This is a genomic window from Clostridium sp. AM33-3 (genome assembly GCF_003480315.1).
In the GTDB taxonomy this organism is placed as follows: domain Bacteria; phylum Bacillota; class Clostridia; order Lachnospirales; family Lachnospiraceae; genus Brotaphodocola.
Genome location: NZ_QUIV01000026.1, coordinates 27537 through 44989 on the forward strand (window position 1 = coordinate 27537; position 17453 = coordinate 44989).

General features: G+C 53.7%; 12 protein-coding genes. 10 read left to right on the plus strand and 2 right to left on the minus strand.

What is annotated here, in order from left to right:
* Positions 1–15 precede the first annotated feature (15 nt).
* Both DW819_RS13040 and DW819_RS13045 read right to left on the minus strand, forming a co-directional pair.
* A complete protein-coding gene (locus DW819_RS13040; RefSeq protein ID WP_182432651.1) occupies positions 16–339 on the minus strand; it encodes a hypothetical protein in 324 nt (107 codons plus the stop codon).
* A gap of 212 nt (positions 340–551) precedes the next feature.
* Positions 552–1955, minus strand: coding sequence for a cell wall-binding protein (locus tag DW819_RS13045; RefSeq protein WP_118733622.1), 1404 nt, complete (start codon positions 1953–1955; stop codon positions 552–554).
* Between the two features lie 249 nt (positions 1956–2204).
* On the opposite strand from DW819_RS13045, the gene DW819_RS13050 reads away from it, so the two are divergent.
* From DW819_RS13050 to DW819_RS13095, 10 genes are all read left to right on the plus strand, one after another.
* The gene (locus tag DW819_RS13050) at positions 2205–4274 is read left to right on the plus strand and encodes a thiamine pyrophosphate-binding protein (protein ID WP_118733623.1); all 2070 of its coding nucleotides are present in this window, start codon (positions 2205–2207) and stop codon (positions 4272–4274) included.
* Complete coding sequence (locus tag DW819_RS13055; RefSeq protein WP_118733624.1) at positions 4274–5212, plus strand: NAD(P)-dependent oxidoreductase; 939 nt, start codon at positions 4274–4276, stop codon at positions 5210–5212. The genes DW819_RS13050 and DW819_RS13055 overlap by 1 nt, the downstream gene beginning before the upstream one ends.
* Positions 5160–6407, plus strand: coding sequence for a class I SAM-dependent methyltransferase (locus DW819_RS13060; RefSeq protein ID WP_118733625.1), 1248 nt, complete (start codon positions 5160–5162; stop codon positions 6405–6407). Before DW819_RS13055 ends, DW819_RS13060 begins: the two co-directional genes overlap by 53 nt.
* Before the next feature lie 62 nt (positions 6408–6469).
* Positions 6470–7402, plus strand: a complete 933-nt coding sequence (locus tag DW819_RS13065; protein WP_118733626.1) for an NAD(P)-dependent oxidoreductase — start codon at positions 6470–6472, stop codon at positions 7400–7402.
* Between the two features lie 33 nt (positions 7403–7435).
* Complete coding sequence (locus DW819_RS13070; protein ID WP_118733627.1) at positions 7436–8377, plus strand: glycosyltransferase family 2 protein; 942 nt, start codon at positions 7436–7438, stop codon at positions 8375–8377.
* Between the two features lie 4 nt (positions 8378–8381).
* Entirely contained in the window at positions 8382–10586 is a 2205-nt protein-coding gene (locus tag DW819_RS13075; RefSeq protein WP_118733628.1) for a glycosyltransferase family 2 protein, read from the plus strand.
* Positions 10587–10601: 15 nt separating this feature from the next.
* Entirely contained in the window at positions 10602–11600 is a 999-nt protein-coding gene (locus tag DW819_RS13080) for a glycosyltransferase family 2 protein (protein WP_118733629.1), read from the plus strand.
* 152 nt (positions 11601–11752) lie between these two features.
* Complete coding sequence (locus tag DW819_RS13085) at positions 11753–13174, plus strand: undecaprenyl-phosphate glucose phosphotransferase (RefSeq protein ID WP_118733630.1); 1422 nt, start codon at positions 11753–11755, stop codon at positions 13172–13174.
* 43 nt (positions 13175–13217) lie between these two features.
* The gene (locus DW819_RS13090) at positions 13218–15407 is read left to right on the plus strand and encodes an LCP family protein (RefSeq protein ID WP_118733631.1); all 2190 of its coding nucleotides are present in this window, start codon (positions 13218–13220) and stop codon (positions 15405–15407) included.
* 205 nt (positions 15408–15612) lie between these two features.
* Positions 15613–17382, plus strand: coding sequence for a trypsin-like peptidase domain-containing protein (locus DW819_RS13095; RefSeq protein WP_243025853.1), 1770 nt, complete (start codon positions 15613–15615; stop codon positions 17380–17382).
* Positions 17383–17453 lie beyond the last annotated feature (71 nt).

The following is a 17453-nucleotide window of genomic DNA, read 5'->3' on the forward strand; positions in this document are numbered from 1 at the left end:
GTTTTTTGTCTGCTCTTAACGCATCTTATCCATCTGTCCGTCTTCACTGACATGATAATTGTCAACCCAGGAATCGGTGACCATCTGTCCGTCTTCACCGAAGAAATACCAGTCGCCCTTATAGCGGAGCCAGTAAGAGGTTTTGCGGTTGCCTTTATCGTCGAGATAGTAGGTACCGTCCTTTAGTTCCAGGAGCCCGGTGGCCTTGGTGCCGTCGTCCTTAATATATTGATATTGATCTTCTGCGGTTTTGTGCCACTCACCTGCCATGGCAGGGAATGCGCTCATCAGAAAACACAGGATGGTTAAGATGAGGGTGAGTCCTGCTTTTTTCTTCATAGTGATCATCCTTTCTCTCTCTGCAAATTTATTATAACAGCCGAAGTATAGGCTGACAAGAGGCATGGAGGCATTGTAAGGAAATCGGAGAAATCGTAAGAAAAATGTTATGAACGGCGTTTTTTATAGAAAGAAAGCACCGGGACCGCAGCCCAAAGCAGATGGGAAGCGGCTCCGGTGCCGGTTTGAACGGATGAAATGATGTTTGCGGGTTACTGCTGGATGATTCCGTTTACGTCAACGGTCCAGATTTTATCGTTGGAATCCTTCACATCCTTGAAGCCGTTTCCAAGTTCCGGTCTTGCGGCGGATTTGGAAGAGGAGGATGCTTTCTGGATGGCGCCGTTGGTGCCTACCAGGTAGGATACGCCATCCAGCTGTGCCGGTGCATAGCGCAGGTCCCGGTCTGCATCCAGGCGAAGTCCCTGTACATAGACATTGTTGTCGCGGACACCGTGGAAGCCACGGCCCTTATTGCCGCCGTCGGTGTAGAAGAACCAGGTCTGGTTTTCACCGAGATCCTCATCGTAAATGGTCTGCTTGCCGGTCTTCATGACACCGTCATCGCCAAAGTAGTAGTTTGCGGTCTGTCCGTCCTCGGTGATCACGCTCTGAAGGCCGGTCTGCAGCTCTCCGCGCTCATTGAAGCCAAAGCGTCTGCCGTCTACGGTAAATACCTGTACGCCGGCTGCCGCATAGTACGGGCGTCCTTTCTTGATATAGAAGATGAAGGCTTCGCCCTCTTCGCTGATCTCCGGAGCTCCCTCCATCTGGTACCAGCCGTTGCCGCGCTTGCCGTCCTCCTCATAGAACTGGTAGGAGGCGATAGCCGGGAGTGCGCTGTTTATTTCAGCGGATTGTGCGTCGGAACCGGTTGCAGTCTCAGCGTCAGGACCGGATTGCGCGTCTGCAGATGCCTGGGCAGTCTCCGGCAGGCGGAACCATCCAGTCTGCAGGATACCGTTCTGGAAGGTGTAGCAGGAACCGTTGATCTTACGGTCAATCTGGTTCATGACCATGCGTCCGTTGCTGTCAAAGAAATGCCATACGGTATCCTGATCCAGCTCCTCGTTCTCATTTTCCAGCTCGATCCAGCCGGTTTTCATGGCGCCGTCGCCTTCCTCACCAAGGTAGTAGGTGGCGCCGTCTAACTCCAGCATGCCGGTCTGCATGTGGCCCTCTTCATTAAAGTAGTAGTTTTTTCCGTCAATCTCCTGCCATTTGGAGACAACGCTTTTTCCGTCTTTTCCGTAGTAGTACCAGTAGGTGTCCGGAGCTTCAGAGTCCCATTCGTCCTCATTCGCTTCGCTGATCCACTGGTTGATCACGCGGCGGCCTTCCTCATTTACATAATACTCATCGATCATGCAGGAACGGGAAATGTAGCCGTCCTCGTTTAAGTAATACCATTCGCCATCCTTCTTTTTCCAGGAATCGGTCAGGTAGTAGCCCTCGCTGTCTCTGTAGCGGAGCTCGCCGTCCTCGGTCAGCCAGCCGGCGGTTGCTGCCAGCACGGTGGAAACGCTTCCCGGAATGGAAAGAGCGAGTGCAGGGGTTGCCGCTGACATTGCCGCAGCGGTGGATAATACAGCCAGTAATTTGTAATGTTTGTTCATGATTTTTATTTCTCCTTTTTGCTTGTGGAACGTTGGCCGAAGATCCGCAGTTGCATTACGGTGGTGATTATAGCGGATTTGATGCAGCTTGAAAAGTGAGGGTTACTGGAAATCCAGCCACGCTCTGCCAGTCGAGATTTTGGGATGCAGGATAAGGGAATGTATGGTATACTAGTAGCATTGGAGAGAAAGAAAACGGCATATGAGCCGTATAGGATTCATACAAAACACAACAGGAGGAGATTCCCAATGAAGATCAAAGTATCCAACTACATTGCCGGGAAACTGGTAGAGGCAGGCATCAATCAGGTCTTTACGGTTACGGGGGGAGGTGCCATGCATTTAAACGATGCACTGGGGCATCAGGAAGGGCTGCACTGCCTGTATCAGCATCATGAGCAGGCCTGCGCCATTGCGGCAGAGGCATATGCCAGAATCCACAACAAGATCGGAGCGCTGTGTGTGACCACAGGCCCCGGCGGTACCAATGCCATCACCGGAGTGGTGGGCGGCTGGCTGGATTCCATTCCTATGCTGATCTTATCCGGTCAGGTCCGTTACGACACCACGGCCCGCTGGTCCGGCGTGGGCATCCGCGCTATGGGTGACCAGGAATTTGATATTGTGAAATCCATTGACTGCATGACAAAGTACAGCGAGATGGTCATTGACCCGCTGCGCATTCGCTACTGTCTGGAAAAGGCTATTTATCTGGCCTACTCCGGACGTCCGGGTCCGGCCTGGCTGGATATCCCGCTGGATGTGCAGGGCGCATATGTAGACACAGAACAGCTGGTCGGCTTTGACGCCGCAGATTATGAGGCGGGCGGCACCGGATGGGCCCTGCATACCGTAGGGCTGGATCATACCTCTGGCGCAGCCGTATTTGCGGGAGCAACCGAGGAGAAAGAAAAGAAAGCGGTCCTTGCAGGCGTGCATGGAACAGAGGGAACCAGTGTGGTAGAGCCGCCTCACGCCATTGCGGAGGATTATGCCGGAAAGGGCGAGCACCGTCAGGTACTTCCGGCTCCGGTTTCCAGAGAACTGGCAAAAGAGATCATCGAGAAGATCCGAAACGCAAAACGTCCGGTTCTGTACGCCGGAAACGGAATCCGTATTGCAGGAGCGTTTGACGCGTTTATGGAAGTGGCAGACGGACTGGGGATCCCGGCAGTAGTAGGCTGGAATGCCAATGACTGTATGTATGATGACTGTCCGTGGTACGTGGGCAGACCGGGCAATCTGGGTGACCGGCCGGGCAATTTGGCGGTCCAGAACAGTGACCTGGTATTTTCTGTCGGAAGCCGTTTAAGCATCCGCCAGGTGGGCTACAATTACAAGACCTGGGCCCGCGAGGCATATGTGATCATGAATGATGTAGACCCGGAGGAATTAAAGAAGCCGAGTGTACATGTGGATATGCCGGTCCATGCGGACGCAAAGGATCTGATGGAAACCATGGCAGCGGTTCTTCGGGAGGAATACGATAAAAAGCCGGTATTTGACGGCGGAGAGGGCCTGCCGGGCATGACCTGGAGTGAGACCTGCCGTATGTACCGGGAGAAATATCCTACCATCCGTAAGGAGCAGCTGAAGCCGGATCCGGATCATGAAGCGAACGTTTACGCGGTGATCGAGGCGATCAGCAGCCGCTTAAGTGAGGACCAGATCACCGTAGTCGGCAATGGTTCTGCCTGTGTGGTCGGCGGACATGGCTATATTATGAAAAAGGGACAGCGCTTCTTATCCAATTCCGCGATCGCATCTATGGGCTACGACCTGCCTGCGGCGATCGGCGCCTGCATGGCAGCTCACGACCCGGAGCATGAGGGAGACGGCTACAGCCGCCATGATATTATTCTTGTAACCGGTGACGGAAGCATTCAGATGAACCTGCAGGAGCTGCAGACCATCATCCATCACAGGATGCCGATCAAGATCTTCCTGATCAATAACGGCGGCTACCATTCCATCCGCCAGACCCAGAAGAACTTCTTTGGCGAGCCGTTAGTAGGAATCGGTACCGACAGCCATGACTTAAGCTTCCCGGATATGGAAAAGCTGGCCTGGGCTTACGGCTATCCATATATTGCGGCACATCACAATGAGGAGCTGGCAGAGGCTGTGGAAAAGACCCTGGCTGTGGACGGGCCGGTCATCTGCGAATTCTTTGTTACCATGGACCAGAATTTTGAACCGAAGTCCTCCGCAAAGCGTCTGCCGGACGGTACGTTAGTATCTCCGCCGCTTGAGGATCTTTCCCCATTCCTTCCGGATGAGGAGATGGACAAACTGATGATCATTCCGAGGATGAAATAATGCAGGTCGTAGTAACAGGCGCAACAAGCTTTATCGGCGCGGCAACAGTGGAAAAATTAATGGAGGCGGGGCACCGGGTTTTTGCGGTGGTCCGCCCCGCTTCGTCTAACATGAAGCATCTGGAAACGATAGAAGCCGGAAATACTCTGGGAAGTCTTAGCATCTGCCCGCTGGATTTGGCAGAGATCCGGACGCTTCACGGCTTTTTGGCGGATGCCTGGGTCCATATTGGCTGGGATGGCGCGGGCAGCGACAACCGCACAAAGCGGGATGTGCAGCAGCGCAATGTTACCTATGCCCTGGATGCGGTGGAGGCAGCGGCAGCGCTTGGCTGCCACCGCTTTTTATTTACCGGTTCTCAGGCAGAGTACGGAGTCTGGCACCGGACAGTGGCGGAGGATACGCCCTGTCATCCGGTGTCTGAATATGGCAAGGCAAAGGTGGATTTTTGCGAAAAAGCAAAAATACTTTGCAAACAGAAGAATATGGAGTATATTCATACGAGGATATACAGTGTGTACGGTCCGGGGGACCATCCCTGGTCTCTGGTGCAGTCCTGCCTGCGCACCTGGCAGGAGGGCGGCAGCATGAAGCTTGGGGAGTGTACACAGAACTGGAATTTTCTTTATATCGATGACGCGGCAGCGGCCCTGGTTTCCCTGCTTACGGAAGCCCCGGCCGGTGTCTACAATATTGGCAGCAGCGATACGCGGCCGCTTCGGAGCTACATTGAAGAAATGTATGCCCTGTGCGGATATCGTGGAAGCTACAGCTATGGAGAGCGTCCGCAGAACGCGGAGGGACCGGCAGACCTGATGCCGGATATCAGCCGGATCCTGCAGGAAACCTCCTGGCGGCCTGCCAGAACATTTGCGGAGGGAATTTATGAAACATTGCATAGCCTGCGGGAAGCTTCTGCCGGAAGCAAGCCTCTTTGAGCTGACATCTGCCCCGGCTTCTGCCCAGGATATTCCGGATGCTGCTTCCGTTCAGCAGGATAAGGGAGTGACCCTTCAGCTGCGCCAGTGCAGCGGCTGCGGTCTGGTCCAGTTTGACTGTGATCCGGTGCCCTATTACCGGGATGTGATCCGGGCAGGCGGCGGGTCTTCTACCATGCGGGAGCTGCGTACCACCCAGTACCGCCACCTGATCGAGACCTACCATCTGGAGGGGAAAACGTTTTTTGAGGCCGGCTGCGGACGGGGAGAGTTCCTGAAATTCTTGCAGGAGTTTCCGGTGGAAATCTACGGAATGGAGTACAGAGCAGATCTGGTGGAGACTGCGCAGAAGGAGGGACTTCATGTCTGGAGAGAATTTCCGGAGCGGGAGGATCAGCATTTCGGTCATTCCCCGGAGGCCTCCATGCTGCCGGAGAGCGGCTGGAGTGTGCCGGAGAAGCCCTTTGATGTATTTTTATCCTTTAACTTTTTAGAGCATCAGCCAAGACCGGATATCATGCTGAAGGCCATCTGGAACAATCTGGCAGAGGACGGCATGGGACTTGTGACGGTGCCGAGCCTGGAATATATCCTGGAGAAGGGCAGCTATTACGAGCTGATCCGGGACCACATTGCCTATTACACCTTCGATACGCTGCGGGCGCTGCTGAACCACTGCGGCTTTGCGGTGCTCGAGGAGGAAATGATCAACCGCGATACCCTGTCCATGATCGTGCGCAAGACGGCAATGCCAGAGGCATCTGCCGAAAGTGCGGATGACCGGAAAGTTGTGGCAGATTGTGCCAGAGCAGATGCCGGCATCATCGCCCCTCTGATGGAAGGCCATGAGATTGTAACTGCCGAGGTGCGCGCTCTGACCGGGCGTCTGGCCCGGGAAGGCAAACGTCTTGCCATGTGGGGTGCCAGCCATCAGGGCTTTACCCTGGCATCGACTTCGGAGCTTGGAAAGCATCTGGCCTATATCATTGATTCTGCCCCATTTAAGCAGGGGCGGTTTGCGCCGGCCTCCCATGTGCCGATCGTGCCGCCGGATCATTATTTTGAGGAACCGGTGGATGCGGTGCTCATTGTGGCACCGGGTTATACCGATGAGATTGCGGGAATCATAAAGACAAGGTTCGGTGGAAAGGTGGAGATTATGACACTCCGCACCAACCGGATCGAACACTTATAGAAGCACAGGCGGAGCTCTGCGGCAGATCCAGGCCGCGGAGAGGACGCAGGGATGGAGGAACTATGACAGAGCTTTCAGGGAAACGGATCGTGATGACCGGAGCCACCGGTTTTATCGGAAGCCATGTGGCGAAGCGTTTTCTGGAGGCAGGCGCAGAGGTATACTGCCTGGTGCGCCCGGAGTCTCAGAAAACAGACTGTCTTCCGGTTCATGAGCATTTGCATCGGATCCCGGCACAGATGGATCAGGCGGTGGAGTGTGTGCCGCAGATCGGCCATGCCGACGCGTTTTTACATTTTGCGTGGCGCGGCGTGAACCGCCAGGAGATCGATTCTCCCGCGGTACAGAAGTTAAACATTGACGGCTCCCTGCGCTGCATGGAGGCGGCAGGACTTCTGGGATGTCAGGTGTTTATGGATGCCGGCTCCCGTGTGGAGTACGGGATCACGGCCGACGGCACCATGGAGGAGTCCATGGACTGCCATCCGGTCAATGAATACGGAAAGGCAAAGCTGGCTTTCTTTGAACAGGCGAAGCAGTTATGCCGGGAGCTGCAGCTGACTTACTATCATCTGCGGTTTTTCAGTGTTTACGGAAAAGGAGATCATCCGTGGTCCATCATTTCCACGCTGACCCGGGAGCTGCCGGAGGGAAAGACCGTCTCCTTAAGCGCCTGCCGCCACCGCTGGAATTTTATGGACATTGAGGATGCCTCCCGCGCTGTGGTGGAGCTGTACCGTTACAGCGACAGCCACCGGGGCGAGTGCCATGCGGTGAACGTGGCTTCGGAGGATACCCGGGTGCTGCGGGATTTTGTGGAGGAGATCCACAGTCTCTGCGGTGGAAATGGAAATCTGGAATACGGAAGCTTTGTCCAGGCGAAGGAGGGGGCACTCTCCATCTGTCCGGTCAATGAAAACCTCAGGAGGCTGACCGGTGGAACCTGGAAGGAGCAGATCTCCTTTGCGGAGGGGATCCGGCGGATGCTTGGATAAGAAAACAATATACAACTTTGGAAGGAAATGATTATGAAAAAGATCAGTGTGCTGATCCCCTGCTACAATGAACAGGAAAATGTAGAGGCCATCAGCAAGGCAGTGCTGGAGACCCTGACACGGGATCTGCCTCAGTATGACTACGAGTTGGTGTTCATCGACAATGATTCAACCGATGAAACCCGCCCGATCCTGCGCAGGCTCTGCGCAGAGAACCCGAAGATCAAGGCAATTTTCAACGCCCGCAATTTCGGACAGTTCAATTCTCCGTATTACGGCATGCTGCAGGTGACCGGAGACTGCGTCATTGAGATGGTGGCAGATTTCCAGGATCCGGTGGATATGATCCCGAAATATGTGAAGGCTTGGGAGGAGGGCTACAAGATCGTCATCGGCATTAAGACCAGCAGCAAGGAAAACAAGATCATGTATGCCCTCAGAAGCTTTTATTATAAGACCATCAAGCGGCTGTCTGACGTGGAGCAGATCGAGCATTTTACCGGCTCCGGGCTTTATGACCGAGACTTTATTGAGGTTTTACGGAACCTGGATGACCCGACTCCGTTTCTGCGGGGCATCGTGGCAGAGCTTGGCTATAAGCGCAAGGAAATCCCTTACGAGCAGCCGAAACGCCGGGCAGGAAAGACCCACAACAATTTCTACCGTCTGTACGATGCGGCCATGCTCAGTGTGACCTCCTATACGAAGGCAGGTCTGCGCCTGGCAACCTTTGTGGGGGCCATCAGCGCCTTCTTAAGCATGGTGGTAGCCATCGTTTACCTGGTCATGAAGCTGATCTGGTGGGACCGTTTTCCGGCAGGCATGGCGCCGATGCTCATCGGAATGCTGTTTCTGGGATCGGTGCAGATCTTTTTTATCGGTATGGTGGGCGAGTATGTCCTTTCCATCAACCAGCGTGTGATGCACCGTCCGCTTGTTGTGGAAGAAGAACGTCTGAACTTCGAGGAGAAATAATTTCATGAAATACAAGATTGATGTGGTAAGGATCCGGGAAAATTCCATTCAGCTAAACGGATGGGTCATCGGAAAAACACCGGAGTCCAAAGCGGAATTTGAGGTCCTGGACCAGAACAAAAAGCCGCTGGAGATCAAATGCGTGGCAACTCGTCGGGACGATGTGAGCCAGATCTATTACAAGCAGGTCTATGACCGTGATTATGGCTTTGACATTCAGTTCCCATATGAGCGCGGCGCGGATTACTGGCTGGTCATCCGCTGCGACGGCAGGACCGCCCGGGTGAAATACAATGAGGAGCTGATCGCAAAGCGCGCCAGCGTGGCGCACAAGCGCATGGAAAAGATCAGAGATCTCATGAATATGGAGACGGTGCATGTGGCACTGGAGTTTGGAAAGAAGCACGGCTTAAAGGCTCTGCTCTTAAAATCCCGTCACAAGCTGCAGGGGCTGGACAACGACTATGATTATGGCGAGTGGTATGAGCTGACCCGTCCGAAGGAGGAGGAGCTGGCCGCCCAGCGGGAGACAAGATTCGCGTATGAGCCGCTGTTATCCATCGTCATTCCGGCCTACAGGACACCGGAGAAATATCTGCGGGAGATGCTGGACTCCATTCTGGCCCAGACCTACAGAAACTGGGAGGTATGCGTGGCCAACGGAAGCCCGAAGGGTGAGGGCGCTATTGTGAGCCGCGTCATGGCAGAGTACACCAGAAAGGACAGCCGCTTCCATGTGTCGGAGCTGGGAGATAACCTTGGTATTTCCGGCAACACCAACGCGGCCCTCCGGATGGCGAAGGGAGATTTCATCATTCTGGCCGACCATGACGACACCATCCCGGAGCATGCGCTCTATGAGGTGGCAAAGACCATCAACGGGCATCCGGACTGCGATGTGATCTATTCCGATGAGGATAAGCTGGATATGGACGGAGGCGCGCTGTTCGACCCGCATTTTAAGCCGGATTTTAACCCGGATCTCTTAACCAGCGTCAACTATATCTGTCACTTATTTGTGGTAAAACGAGCCCTGTTAGACCGGGTGGGCGGCTTTCGCCATGAGTTTGACGGCGCGCAGGATTATGACTTTATCTTCCGCTGTACCGAGAACGCGAAGGAAATCTGTCATATCCCGAAGGTGCTGTATCACTGGCGCTGTCACCAGGAATCCACGGCCAGCAACCCGGAGAGCAAGCTGTACGCCTTTGAGGCAGGTGCAAGAGCCATCATGGCCCATTATGAGCGCTGCGGCATTCCGGCAGAGAAGGTGGAGAAGGGTGTGGACTACGGCATTTACCATACCACCTTTAAAATCCAGGGCGACCCGCTGGTGTCCGTGATCATCCCGAACAAGGACCACAGCGTGGATCTGGACCTGTGCATCCGTTCCATCATCGAGCGGGCTACCTATAAAAACCTGGAGTTTATTGTGGTGGAGAACAACAGCACCGAGCAGGAGACCTTTGCCTATTACGAGAAGATCCAGAAGGAGTTTCCGCAGGTGAGGGTGGTGCGCTGGGAGCGGGAGTTCAACTATTCCGCCATCAACAACTTTGGCGCGACCTTTGCGAAGGGCGAATACCTGATGCTGTTAAACAACGATACCGAGATTATTGCCCCGCGCCTGTTTGAGGAAATGCTGGGCTTCTGCCAGCGAAAAGAGGTCGGTATTGTGGGCGCGCGCCTGCTTTACGAGGACGACACCATCCAGCATGCCGGTGTGGTGATCGGCTTTGGCGGCGTGGCAGGCCATACCTTTATCGGTCTGCATGAGGCGGAGAACAGCTATTTCCACCGCGCTATGTGCGCCCAGGATTACAGTGCCGTGACAGCAGCCTGCCTGATGGTGAAAAAATCCGTGTTTGAAGAGGTAGGCGGTCTGACCGAAGAGCTGGCCGTGGCTTTCAATGATGTGGATTTCTGCTTAAAGGTGCGCGCGGCCGGTTATCTGGTGGTTTACGCGCCGTACGCGGTGATGCATCACTACGAGTCCAAGTCCCGCGGACTGGAGGATACACCGGAGAAGGTGGCACGCTTCAACCGCGAGTGGGCCCTGGTGGCAAAGCGCTGGCCGGATATTTTACAGAACGGCGATCCGTATTACAACCCGAACCTGACACTGCGCAAGTCCGATTTCTCCCTGCGGGATCTCTTAAAAGAGAAGATCGGCGAGCCGTACAAGCTGCCTGAGATCAAAGAGCAGTAAGCTGGAGGAAGACGCATGAAAAAAGTAACGATCGTGATTCCGAATTACAACGGCTTAAAGTTCATGGAGCCGTGCATGGCTGCCCTGGATAAGCAGCTTTGCCGTGACTTTGAGCTGCTGGTGGTGGACAATGGCTCCACCGACGGCAGTGTAGAATGGCTGAAGGAGCACGGGCTTCCGTCCATATTCCTGGAGACCAATACCGGCTTTTCCGGCGCGGTGAATGTGGGGATCAAGGCAGCAAAAACACCCTATGTGATCCTCTTAAATAACGATACCGAGACAGAGCCGGAGTATGTGGGCGAGCTGTTAAAGGCCATAGAAGCTTCTCCGAAGATCTTTTCCGTCAGTCCGAAGATGATCCAGCTTTACCATAAGGAGCTGATGGATGATGGCGGCGATATGTACAGCATCATGGGTTGGGCTTACCAGAGGGGCGTGGGACAGGAAATCGAACGCTATGACCGTCCGTGCCACATCTTTTCTGCCTGTGCCGGAGCAGCGATTTACCGCCGGGAGGTCTTTGAGAAAATCGGTTATTTCGATGAGATGCATTTTGCGTATCTGGAAGATATCGATGTGGGATACCGGGCCAAGATTGCGGGATACTATAATTTATACTGCCCGTCTGCGAAGGTGTTCCATGTGGGAAGCGGCACCAGCGGCTCTAAGTACAATTCCTTTAAGGTGAAGCTGGCTGCCCGCAACAACGTGTACTTAAATTACAAGAACATGCCGGCACCGCAGCTTCTGATCAACAGCATCCCGATCGCCGCGGGGATTGCCGGGAAATACTGCTTCTTTAAGAAGCTGGGCTTTGAGAAGGATTACGTGGCTGGAGTTTTAGAGGGCATCAAAACCGTAAAAAAGACCCGGAAGGTTCCGTACCGGAAAGAGGATTTTCACAACTATCTTGCCATCGAATGGGAGCTGATCTACGGAGCAGCGCTCTATATTTATGAGTTTTCCAGACGCCAGATCCGGAAAAAAATGGCCGGACCGGCGAAAAGTTAAGAGAAATTTAATATTTCGATCCAGAAAATTCGTGTATAATCGTTACGATTCCATTATACTGCCGGGGGACTATCCTGAAATGGGAAGCCGGCAAGATCCGTTGCTGTTTTGGTAATTTTGAAAACAGTATTTCAGAGATAAAGGTGGACCATATGATAAAAGATAATCAGACCAGACTGAACCGGCTGCATGTGCTTCTGGATGCACTGGTGATCGCAGCCGCCTATGTATTCAGCTGGTTTATTACACTGAAGAGCGGATTGTTCGGAGCAGATCCTGAGGCTGGTATCCTGCCGACCTGGTTTTACATGCGGGTCCTGGTGGTGATCATACCGGTCTATCTGCTTTTGTATACCGTCTTTCATCTGTTTACGCCAAAGCGGGTGCAGGGCAGACGACAGGAATTTGCCAACATCTGCAAGGCCAATATCATCGGATTGTTCCTCTTTGGAACAATCCTCTATTTAGGAAGAAAAAATCCATACCTGAGGGAATTCTCAGCCAGACTAATGGCCGGCTTCTTCCTGACCAATATTACAGCGGAGACGCTGGAACGAAATCTGATCCGTACCGTGCTGCGCTCCATGCGCGCAAAGGGATACAATCAGAAGCATATTATCTTGGTAGGCTACAGCCGCGCGGCGGAGGGCTATATTGACCGCGTGCTGGCCAATCCGGAGTGGGGCTACCGGGTGCGGGGCATTCTGGATGACCACAAGCCGTGGGGCTATGACTACCGCGGCATCAAGGTGATCGGAACCATGAAGGATTTAAAGCCGATCCTGGACATGAACCGTCTGGATGAAATTGCCATTACCTTAAGCCTGAAGGAGTACGGCGGTCTGGAGCAGATCGTAGCGGTCTGTGAAAAGTCCGGTGTGCATACCAAATTTATTCCGGACTACAACAAGGTGATCCCGACAAAGCCTTATACAGAGGATCTGCAGGGGCTTCCGGTCATCAACATCCGTCGTGTCCCGCTGAATGATCCGCTGAATGCGGCCATGAAACGGGCAATCGACATTTTTGGTGCCATTGTGGCCCTGATCCTGTTTTCGCCGATCATGCTTCTTACGGCTATCCTGATCAAGCTGACCTCCCCGGGGCCGCTGATCTACTGCCAGGAGCGGGTGGGACTGCATAACCGTCCGTTTAAGATGTACAAGTTCCGTTCCATGGAGGTGCAGGCACCGGAAAAAGAAAAGAGTGAATGGACCACGAAGCGCGACCCAAGGGTGACCCCCATCGGCCGGGTGATCCGCAAGACCAGCATCGACGAGATGCCCCAGCTGTTCAACGTGCTGTTTGGCAGCATGAGCCTGGTGGGACCAAGGCCGGAGCGTCCATATTTTGTAGAACGCTTCAAGGAAGAGATTCCGCGTTACATGATCAAGCATCAGGTACGTCCGGGTATGACCGGGTGGGCGCAGGTGAATGGCTACCGTGGCGATACATCCATCACCAAGCGGATCGAGCACGATCTTTATTACATTGAAAACTGGACTTTGGGATTTGATTTTAAGATATTGTTTCTGACATTTTTCAAAGGCTTTATTAATAAGAACGCCTATTGACCCGGTCGCCGGAGCAGGCAGGAATAAGAATGAGGTACAAAACATGAGTCACGATTTTGACGATGAGTTAGAGCGCAGTACAGAGCGGAGAAGCAGACGCAACCCACGCATGCGGGATACGGCAGCCGGTGCTTCGTCCGGGCAGGAGGGCGGATACGCGTCCGAGCGGGAGCGTTGGGAGAGCCGCCAGAGAAAACGCCAGGAGGCAGCAGAGCGGGAGCTGGATGTGATGGGAGATTCTCGTATCCATGCGATCCCGAAGCAGCCAAAGCAGGAGGAGCCCCGGGAGACATCCGGCCGGAGCAAGGGACCGGATGTGCGCAGCAGTGCAGCGCGGGAAACCGCAGGCAGCCGTGCGGTACGGGAAGCAGCAGCCGGAAGGACGACCGGCGGAAACGGTCGGCGCAGCAGCCGTTCTGATTTCGGACAGAGCGAGGGAAAGAAAAAGCGCAGACGCCGTATCATTGCCATGATCGTGGCAGAGTGTATCGCGCTGGTGGCTATTTTCAGCTATGCGTTCATGGCCCGTATGATGTCACAGATCCAACGCTCGGAGGAGTTTAAGATCAGCGAGATCAAGACAAACGACATTGCGATGGATGCGGAAGAGAACATGAAGGGCTACTGGACCATTGCCATCTTCGGTGTGGATGCCCGTGACAACGCAATCGAGAAATCTACAAACTCAGATGTTATCATCCTCTGCAACATCAACCGGGATACCGGCGAGATCAAGCTGGTATCGGTATACCGTGATTCTTACTTAAATATCAACGATAAGGGATCCTATACCAAGATCAACCAGGCTTACTTTGTAGGAGGACCGAAGCAGGCCGTCGAAGCCCTGAACCGCAACCTGGATCTGCAGATCCAGGATTACATGACCTTTAACTGGAAGGCAGTAGCCAATGCCATTGATGTTCTGGGCGGTGTTGACATTGAGCTGAGCAAGGCGGAGTTCTACTATATTAACTCCTTTATTACGGAAACTGTAAAAGCAACCGGTATCGGTTCCCACCAGCTGACTCACGCAGGCATGAACCATCTGGATGGTGTCCAGGCTGTAGCGTACGGACGTCTCCGTCTGATGGATACGGACTACGCGCGTACCGAGCGTCAGCGTAAGATCATTGCCCAGGCCTTTGAAAAAGCGAAAAAGGCTGACTTCCAGACCTTATATACGTTGATCGGAACCGTGTTCCCGCAGGTGTCTACCAGTGTCTGGGTCGATGATCTGGTAAGCAACGCAAAGAACATCAACAAGTTCCATCTGGGCGAGACTACCGGATTCCCGCAGGCCCGCGGTGACGCGAACATGGGCAAGAAGGGTGCCGTGGTTGTTCCGGCAACGCTGGAGAGCAACGTCATTGAGCTGCACAAGTTTTTGTTCGGCGATGAAAGCTACACGCCATCTGAGACCGTCAAGAAGATCAGCGCAAAGATTTCTTCCGACACTGGTATCTATAAGGAAGGCCAGTTTGTCGGTAATGTAGGAACCGGCGACGGTGTGGTGCAGCCGCAGAAAACCACGGCAGCTTCCAAGAAGTCTTCTGAAAAGTCGAAAGACGAGGAAGGTTATCAGACGGTATACGAGTACGACAAAAACGGCAAGAAGGTCAGCAGGAAGCTTAAGTTGGAAACCGATGCGGATGGCAAGTATGTAAAATACGAGACCGATGCAGACGGCTTCCTGGTAAAGGATGAGACGATTTCCAGCAGTCACGCTTCCACGACTGCAGTGGAGACGGATGCAAATGGCAATCCGGTAGAAACGGAAAGCCGCAATAACCATAAGAACAACGAGACCTCCGCCAGTGAATCCGGTATCGCGGATACCAAGGTGACAGACCGGCCGGGAAGTACCACGGAAAGCAGCTCTGCATCCCATCCGGGAAGCAGTACGGAGACCACCTCCTCAGGCCATACAGGCACTACGACACCGACAAGCGCAGCATCTCATCCGGGAAGCAGTACAACGCCGACTACGCCAGCAGCGCATCCGGGCAGCACCGGCGAGAGTATGACATCCGGTTCCGGCAGTACGGTACCGACAGCAGCATCTCATCCGGGAAGCAGTACGGCACCGACTAGCGCAGCTTCTCATCCGGGAAGCAGTTCCACAACGCCGACCGGCGCAGGCTCCGGAAATATTTCATCCGGAGGACCGTCCGGAAGCGGAAACGGAAGCAGCTCTTCATCCGGATCCGGACCAGTATCAGCACCGGGACAGTAAGCGCGGTATAGAGCGCGAAATGCGAAAGAAAGACAAGGATCGAAAATCAGCAGTTCAGAAGCTGCCGGTTTTCGATCCTTTTTCTATTATTTTCACTTATGGCAGATGTTCACAATTAAATTGCAAAGGGAACACAATTGCAACACATTTCTCTGTTATAGTTCTTTACAGAGTTAAGGAAAAGAAGTACAGAAAGGAGATCATCATGATGTACGAAGAAGACAGAGAAAACAGAAATAATTCGGAAGCCGGTTACAATGACCGCAACGATGAACATATGGAATACCGCAGCAACGAATCCCGGAACACAGAAACCCAGGAGGTCAGAAGAGAGCAGCATTTCGCTGCGGAGAGCGGCCAGAGTAGCAGTGAAACATGGCGGAGCGCAGCCGGAGAAAGCAGCCAGGGCAGTGGCGATAACGGAGCATGGCAGAAAGCAGCCGGTGTGAACGCACAGACCAGCCAGGGCAGCACATGGCAGTCCGCATCACAGGGAGGCAGCCAGAGCAACAGCACATGGCAGTCTGCTGCACAGAATGAAAGTCAGGGCACAAATGCATGGCAGTCCGCTCCGCAGAACAGCAGCCAGGGCAGCACAGCTTCCTGGAATGCACAGGCTTCCGCTCAGGGAGGCGGCCAGCAGGCAGATTCCCAGAACCAGGACCAGCATCATACAACCGGAGGCTGGGCTTGGCGCAGGCCGGAATTTTCTCATGAGTCCCATCAGAAACCGGAACATGCAAAACGCAGCGGACGCAGCATGGCAGGAAAAATTGCCGGTGTTACCGCAGCAGCCGTTCTGTTTGGCACCGTTGCCGGAGGTACGATGTTTGCGGTAAATACCACAGGTGAGTACCTGAAAGGGCAGTATACGACCATCGGCCAGACTGAGACCCAGGCACAGGTAAAGGTAGAACCGTCAGATGACGGTAGCAGCACGACCTCCGGTGCACCGGTTACTTCCGCAATCCAGACCGATGTTTCCTCCATCGTTGAAAAGGCAATGCCATCTGTTGTTGCCATCAACAACACTATGGTCATGCAGCAGCAGACCTGGTTCGGACCGAGTCAGACCGTAGAGGTTCCGAGCAGCGGTTCCGGTATTATTGTGGGCCAGAACGATGAGGAGCTTCTGATCGTGACCAACAATCATGTGGTCGAGGATTCCAAGGAACTGACGGTTACCTTCATTGATAATTCCCAGGTGAGTGCGGCAATTAAGGGCACGGACTCCGAGACCGACCTGGCTGTTATTGCCATCCCGTTAAAGGACATCCCGTCTGACACCATGAGCCAGATCAAGGTTGCAACCCTCGGTGATTCCGATGCGTTAAAGGTAGGCCAGGGCGTTATTGCCATTGGCAATGCCCTTGGCTACGGACAGTCCGTAACCGTTGGTTATGTCAGCGCTTTAAATCGTGAGGTGAAGGCTGAGGACCAGACTTCCCGCACCCTGCTCCAGACCGATGCAGCCATCAACCCTGGCAACAGCGGCGGTGCTCTGTTAAATATGAAGGGCGAGGTGATCGGCATCAATGCAGCCAAATATTCTTCTACTGAGGTAGAGGGCATGGGCTACGCGATCCCAATCTCACAGGCACAGGATATCATCAATGAGCTGATGAACAAGAAGACCCGTGTCGCAGTCGATGAGGCAGACCAGGGCTATCTGGGAATCCAGGGTCAGAATATTGATGAGACCGCAGCAAGCATGTATGGCATGCCGAGAGGTATCTATGTATACAAGATCGTAGAAGACAGTGCTGCTTCCAAGTCTGATTTAAGAGAAAAGGATATCATCACCAAGTTTGACGGCCAGACCGTCCGCACCATGGCAGATCTAAAAGATATGCTGACCTACTACAAAGGCGGCGACACCGTGAACTTAACCGTCCAGTCCCTGGAGAACGGACAGTATGTAGAACGTACCGTCCAGATCACACTGGGGACCAAGCCGGCAGGTGAAACAAACTAGCAATTATAGCATGGAACGAATAAAGGTCCGGAAGTGAATGAGACCGCTTTCCGGGATTTTCACATATCGTT

Excerpts from the sequence above, each read along its gene's own strand:
- DW819_RS13085 (WP_118733630.1), top strand. The coding sequence starts at position 11,753 with ATGATAAAAGATAATCAGACCAGACTGAACCGGCTGCATGTGCTTCTG.
- DW819_RS13090 (WP_118733631.1), top strand. The coding sequence starts at position 13,218 with ATGAGTCACGATTTTGACGATGAGTTAGAGCGCAGTACAGAGCGGAGA.
- DW819_RS13060 (WP_118733625.1), top strand. The coding sequence starts at position 5,160 with ATGAAACATTGCATAGCCTGCGGGAAGCTTCTGCCGGAAGCAAGCCTC.
- DW819_RS13075 (WP_118733628.1), top strand. The coding sequence starts at position 8,382 with ATGAAATACAAGATTGATGTGGTAAGGATCCGGGAAAATTCCATTCAG.
- DW819_RS13055 (WP_118733624.1), top strand. The coding sequence starts at position 4,274 with ATGCAGGTCGTAGTAACAGGCGCAACAAGCTTTATCGGCGCGGCAACA.
- DW819_RS13065 (WP_118733626.1), top strand. The coding sequence starts at position 6,470 with ATGACAGAGCTTTCAGGGAAACGGATCGTGATGACCGGAGCCACCGGT.
- DW819_RS13040 (WP_182432651.1), bottom strand. The coding sequence starts at position 339 with ATGAAGAAAAAAGCAGGACTCACCCTCATCTTAACCATCCTGTGTTTT.
- DW819_RS13050 (WP_118733623.1), top strand. The coding sequence starts at position 2,205 with ATGAAGATCAAAGTATCCAACTACATTGCCGGGAAACTGGTAGAGGCA.
- DW819_RS13045 (WP_118733622.1), bottom strand. The coding sequence starts at position 1,955 with ATGAACAAACATTACAAATTACTGGCTGTATTATCCACCGCTGCGGCA.
- DW819_RS13095 (WP_243025853.1), top strand. The coding sequence starts at position 15,613 with ATGATGTACGAAGAAGACAGAGAAAACAGAAATAATTCGGAAGCCGGT.
- DW819_RS13080 (WP_118733629.1), top strand. The coding sequence starts at position 10,602 with ATGAAAAAAGTAACGATCGTGATTCCGAATTACAACGGCTTAAAGTTC.
- DW819_RS13070 (WP_118733627.1), top strand. The coding sequence starts at position 7,436 with ATGAAAAAGATCAGTGTGCTGATCCCCTGCTACAATGAACAGGAAAAT.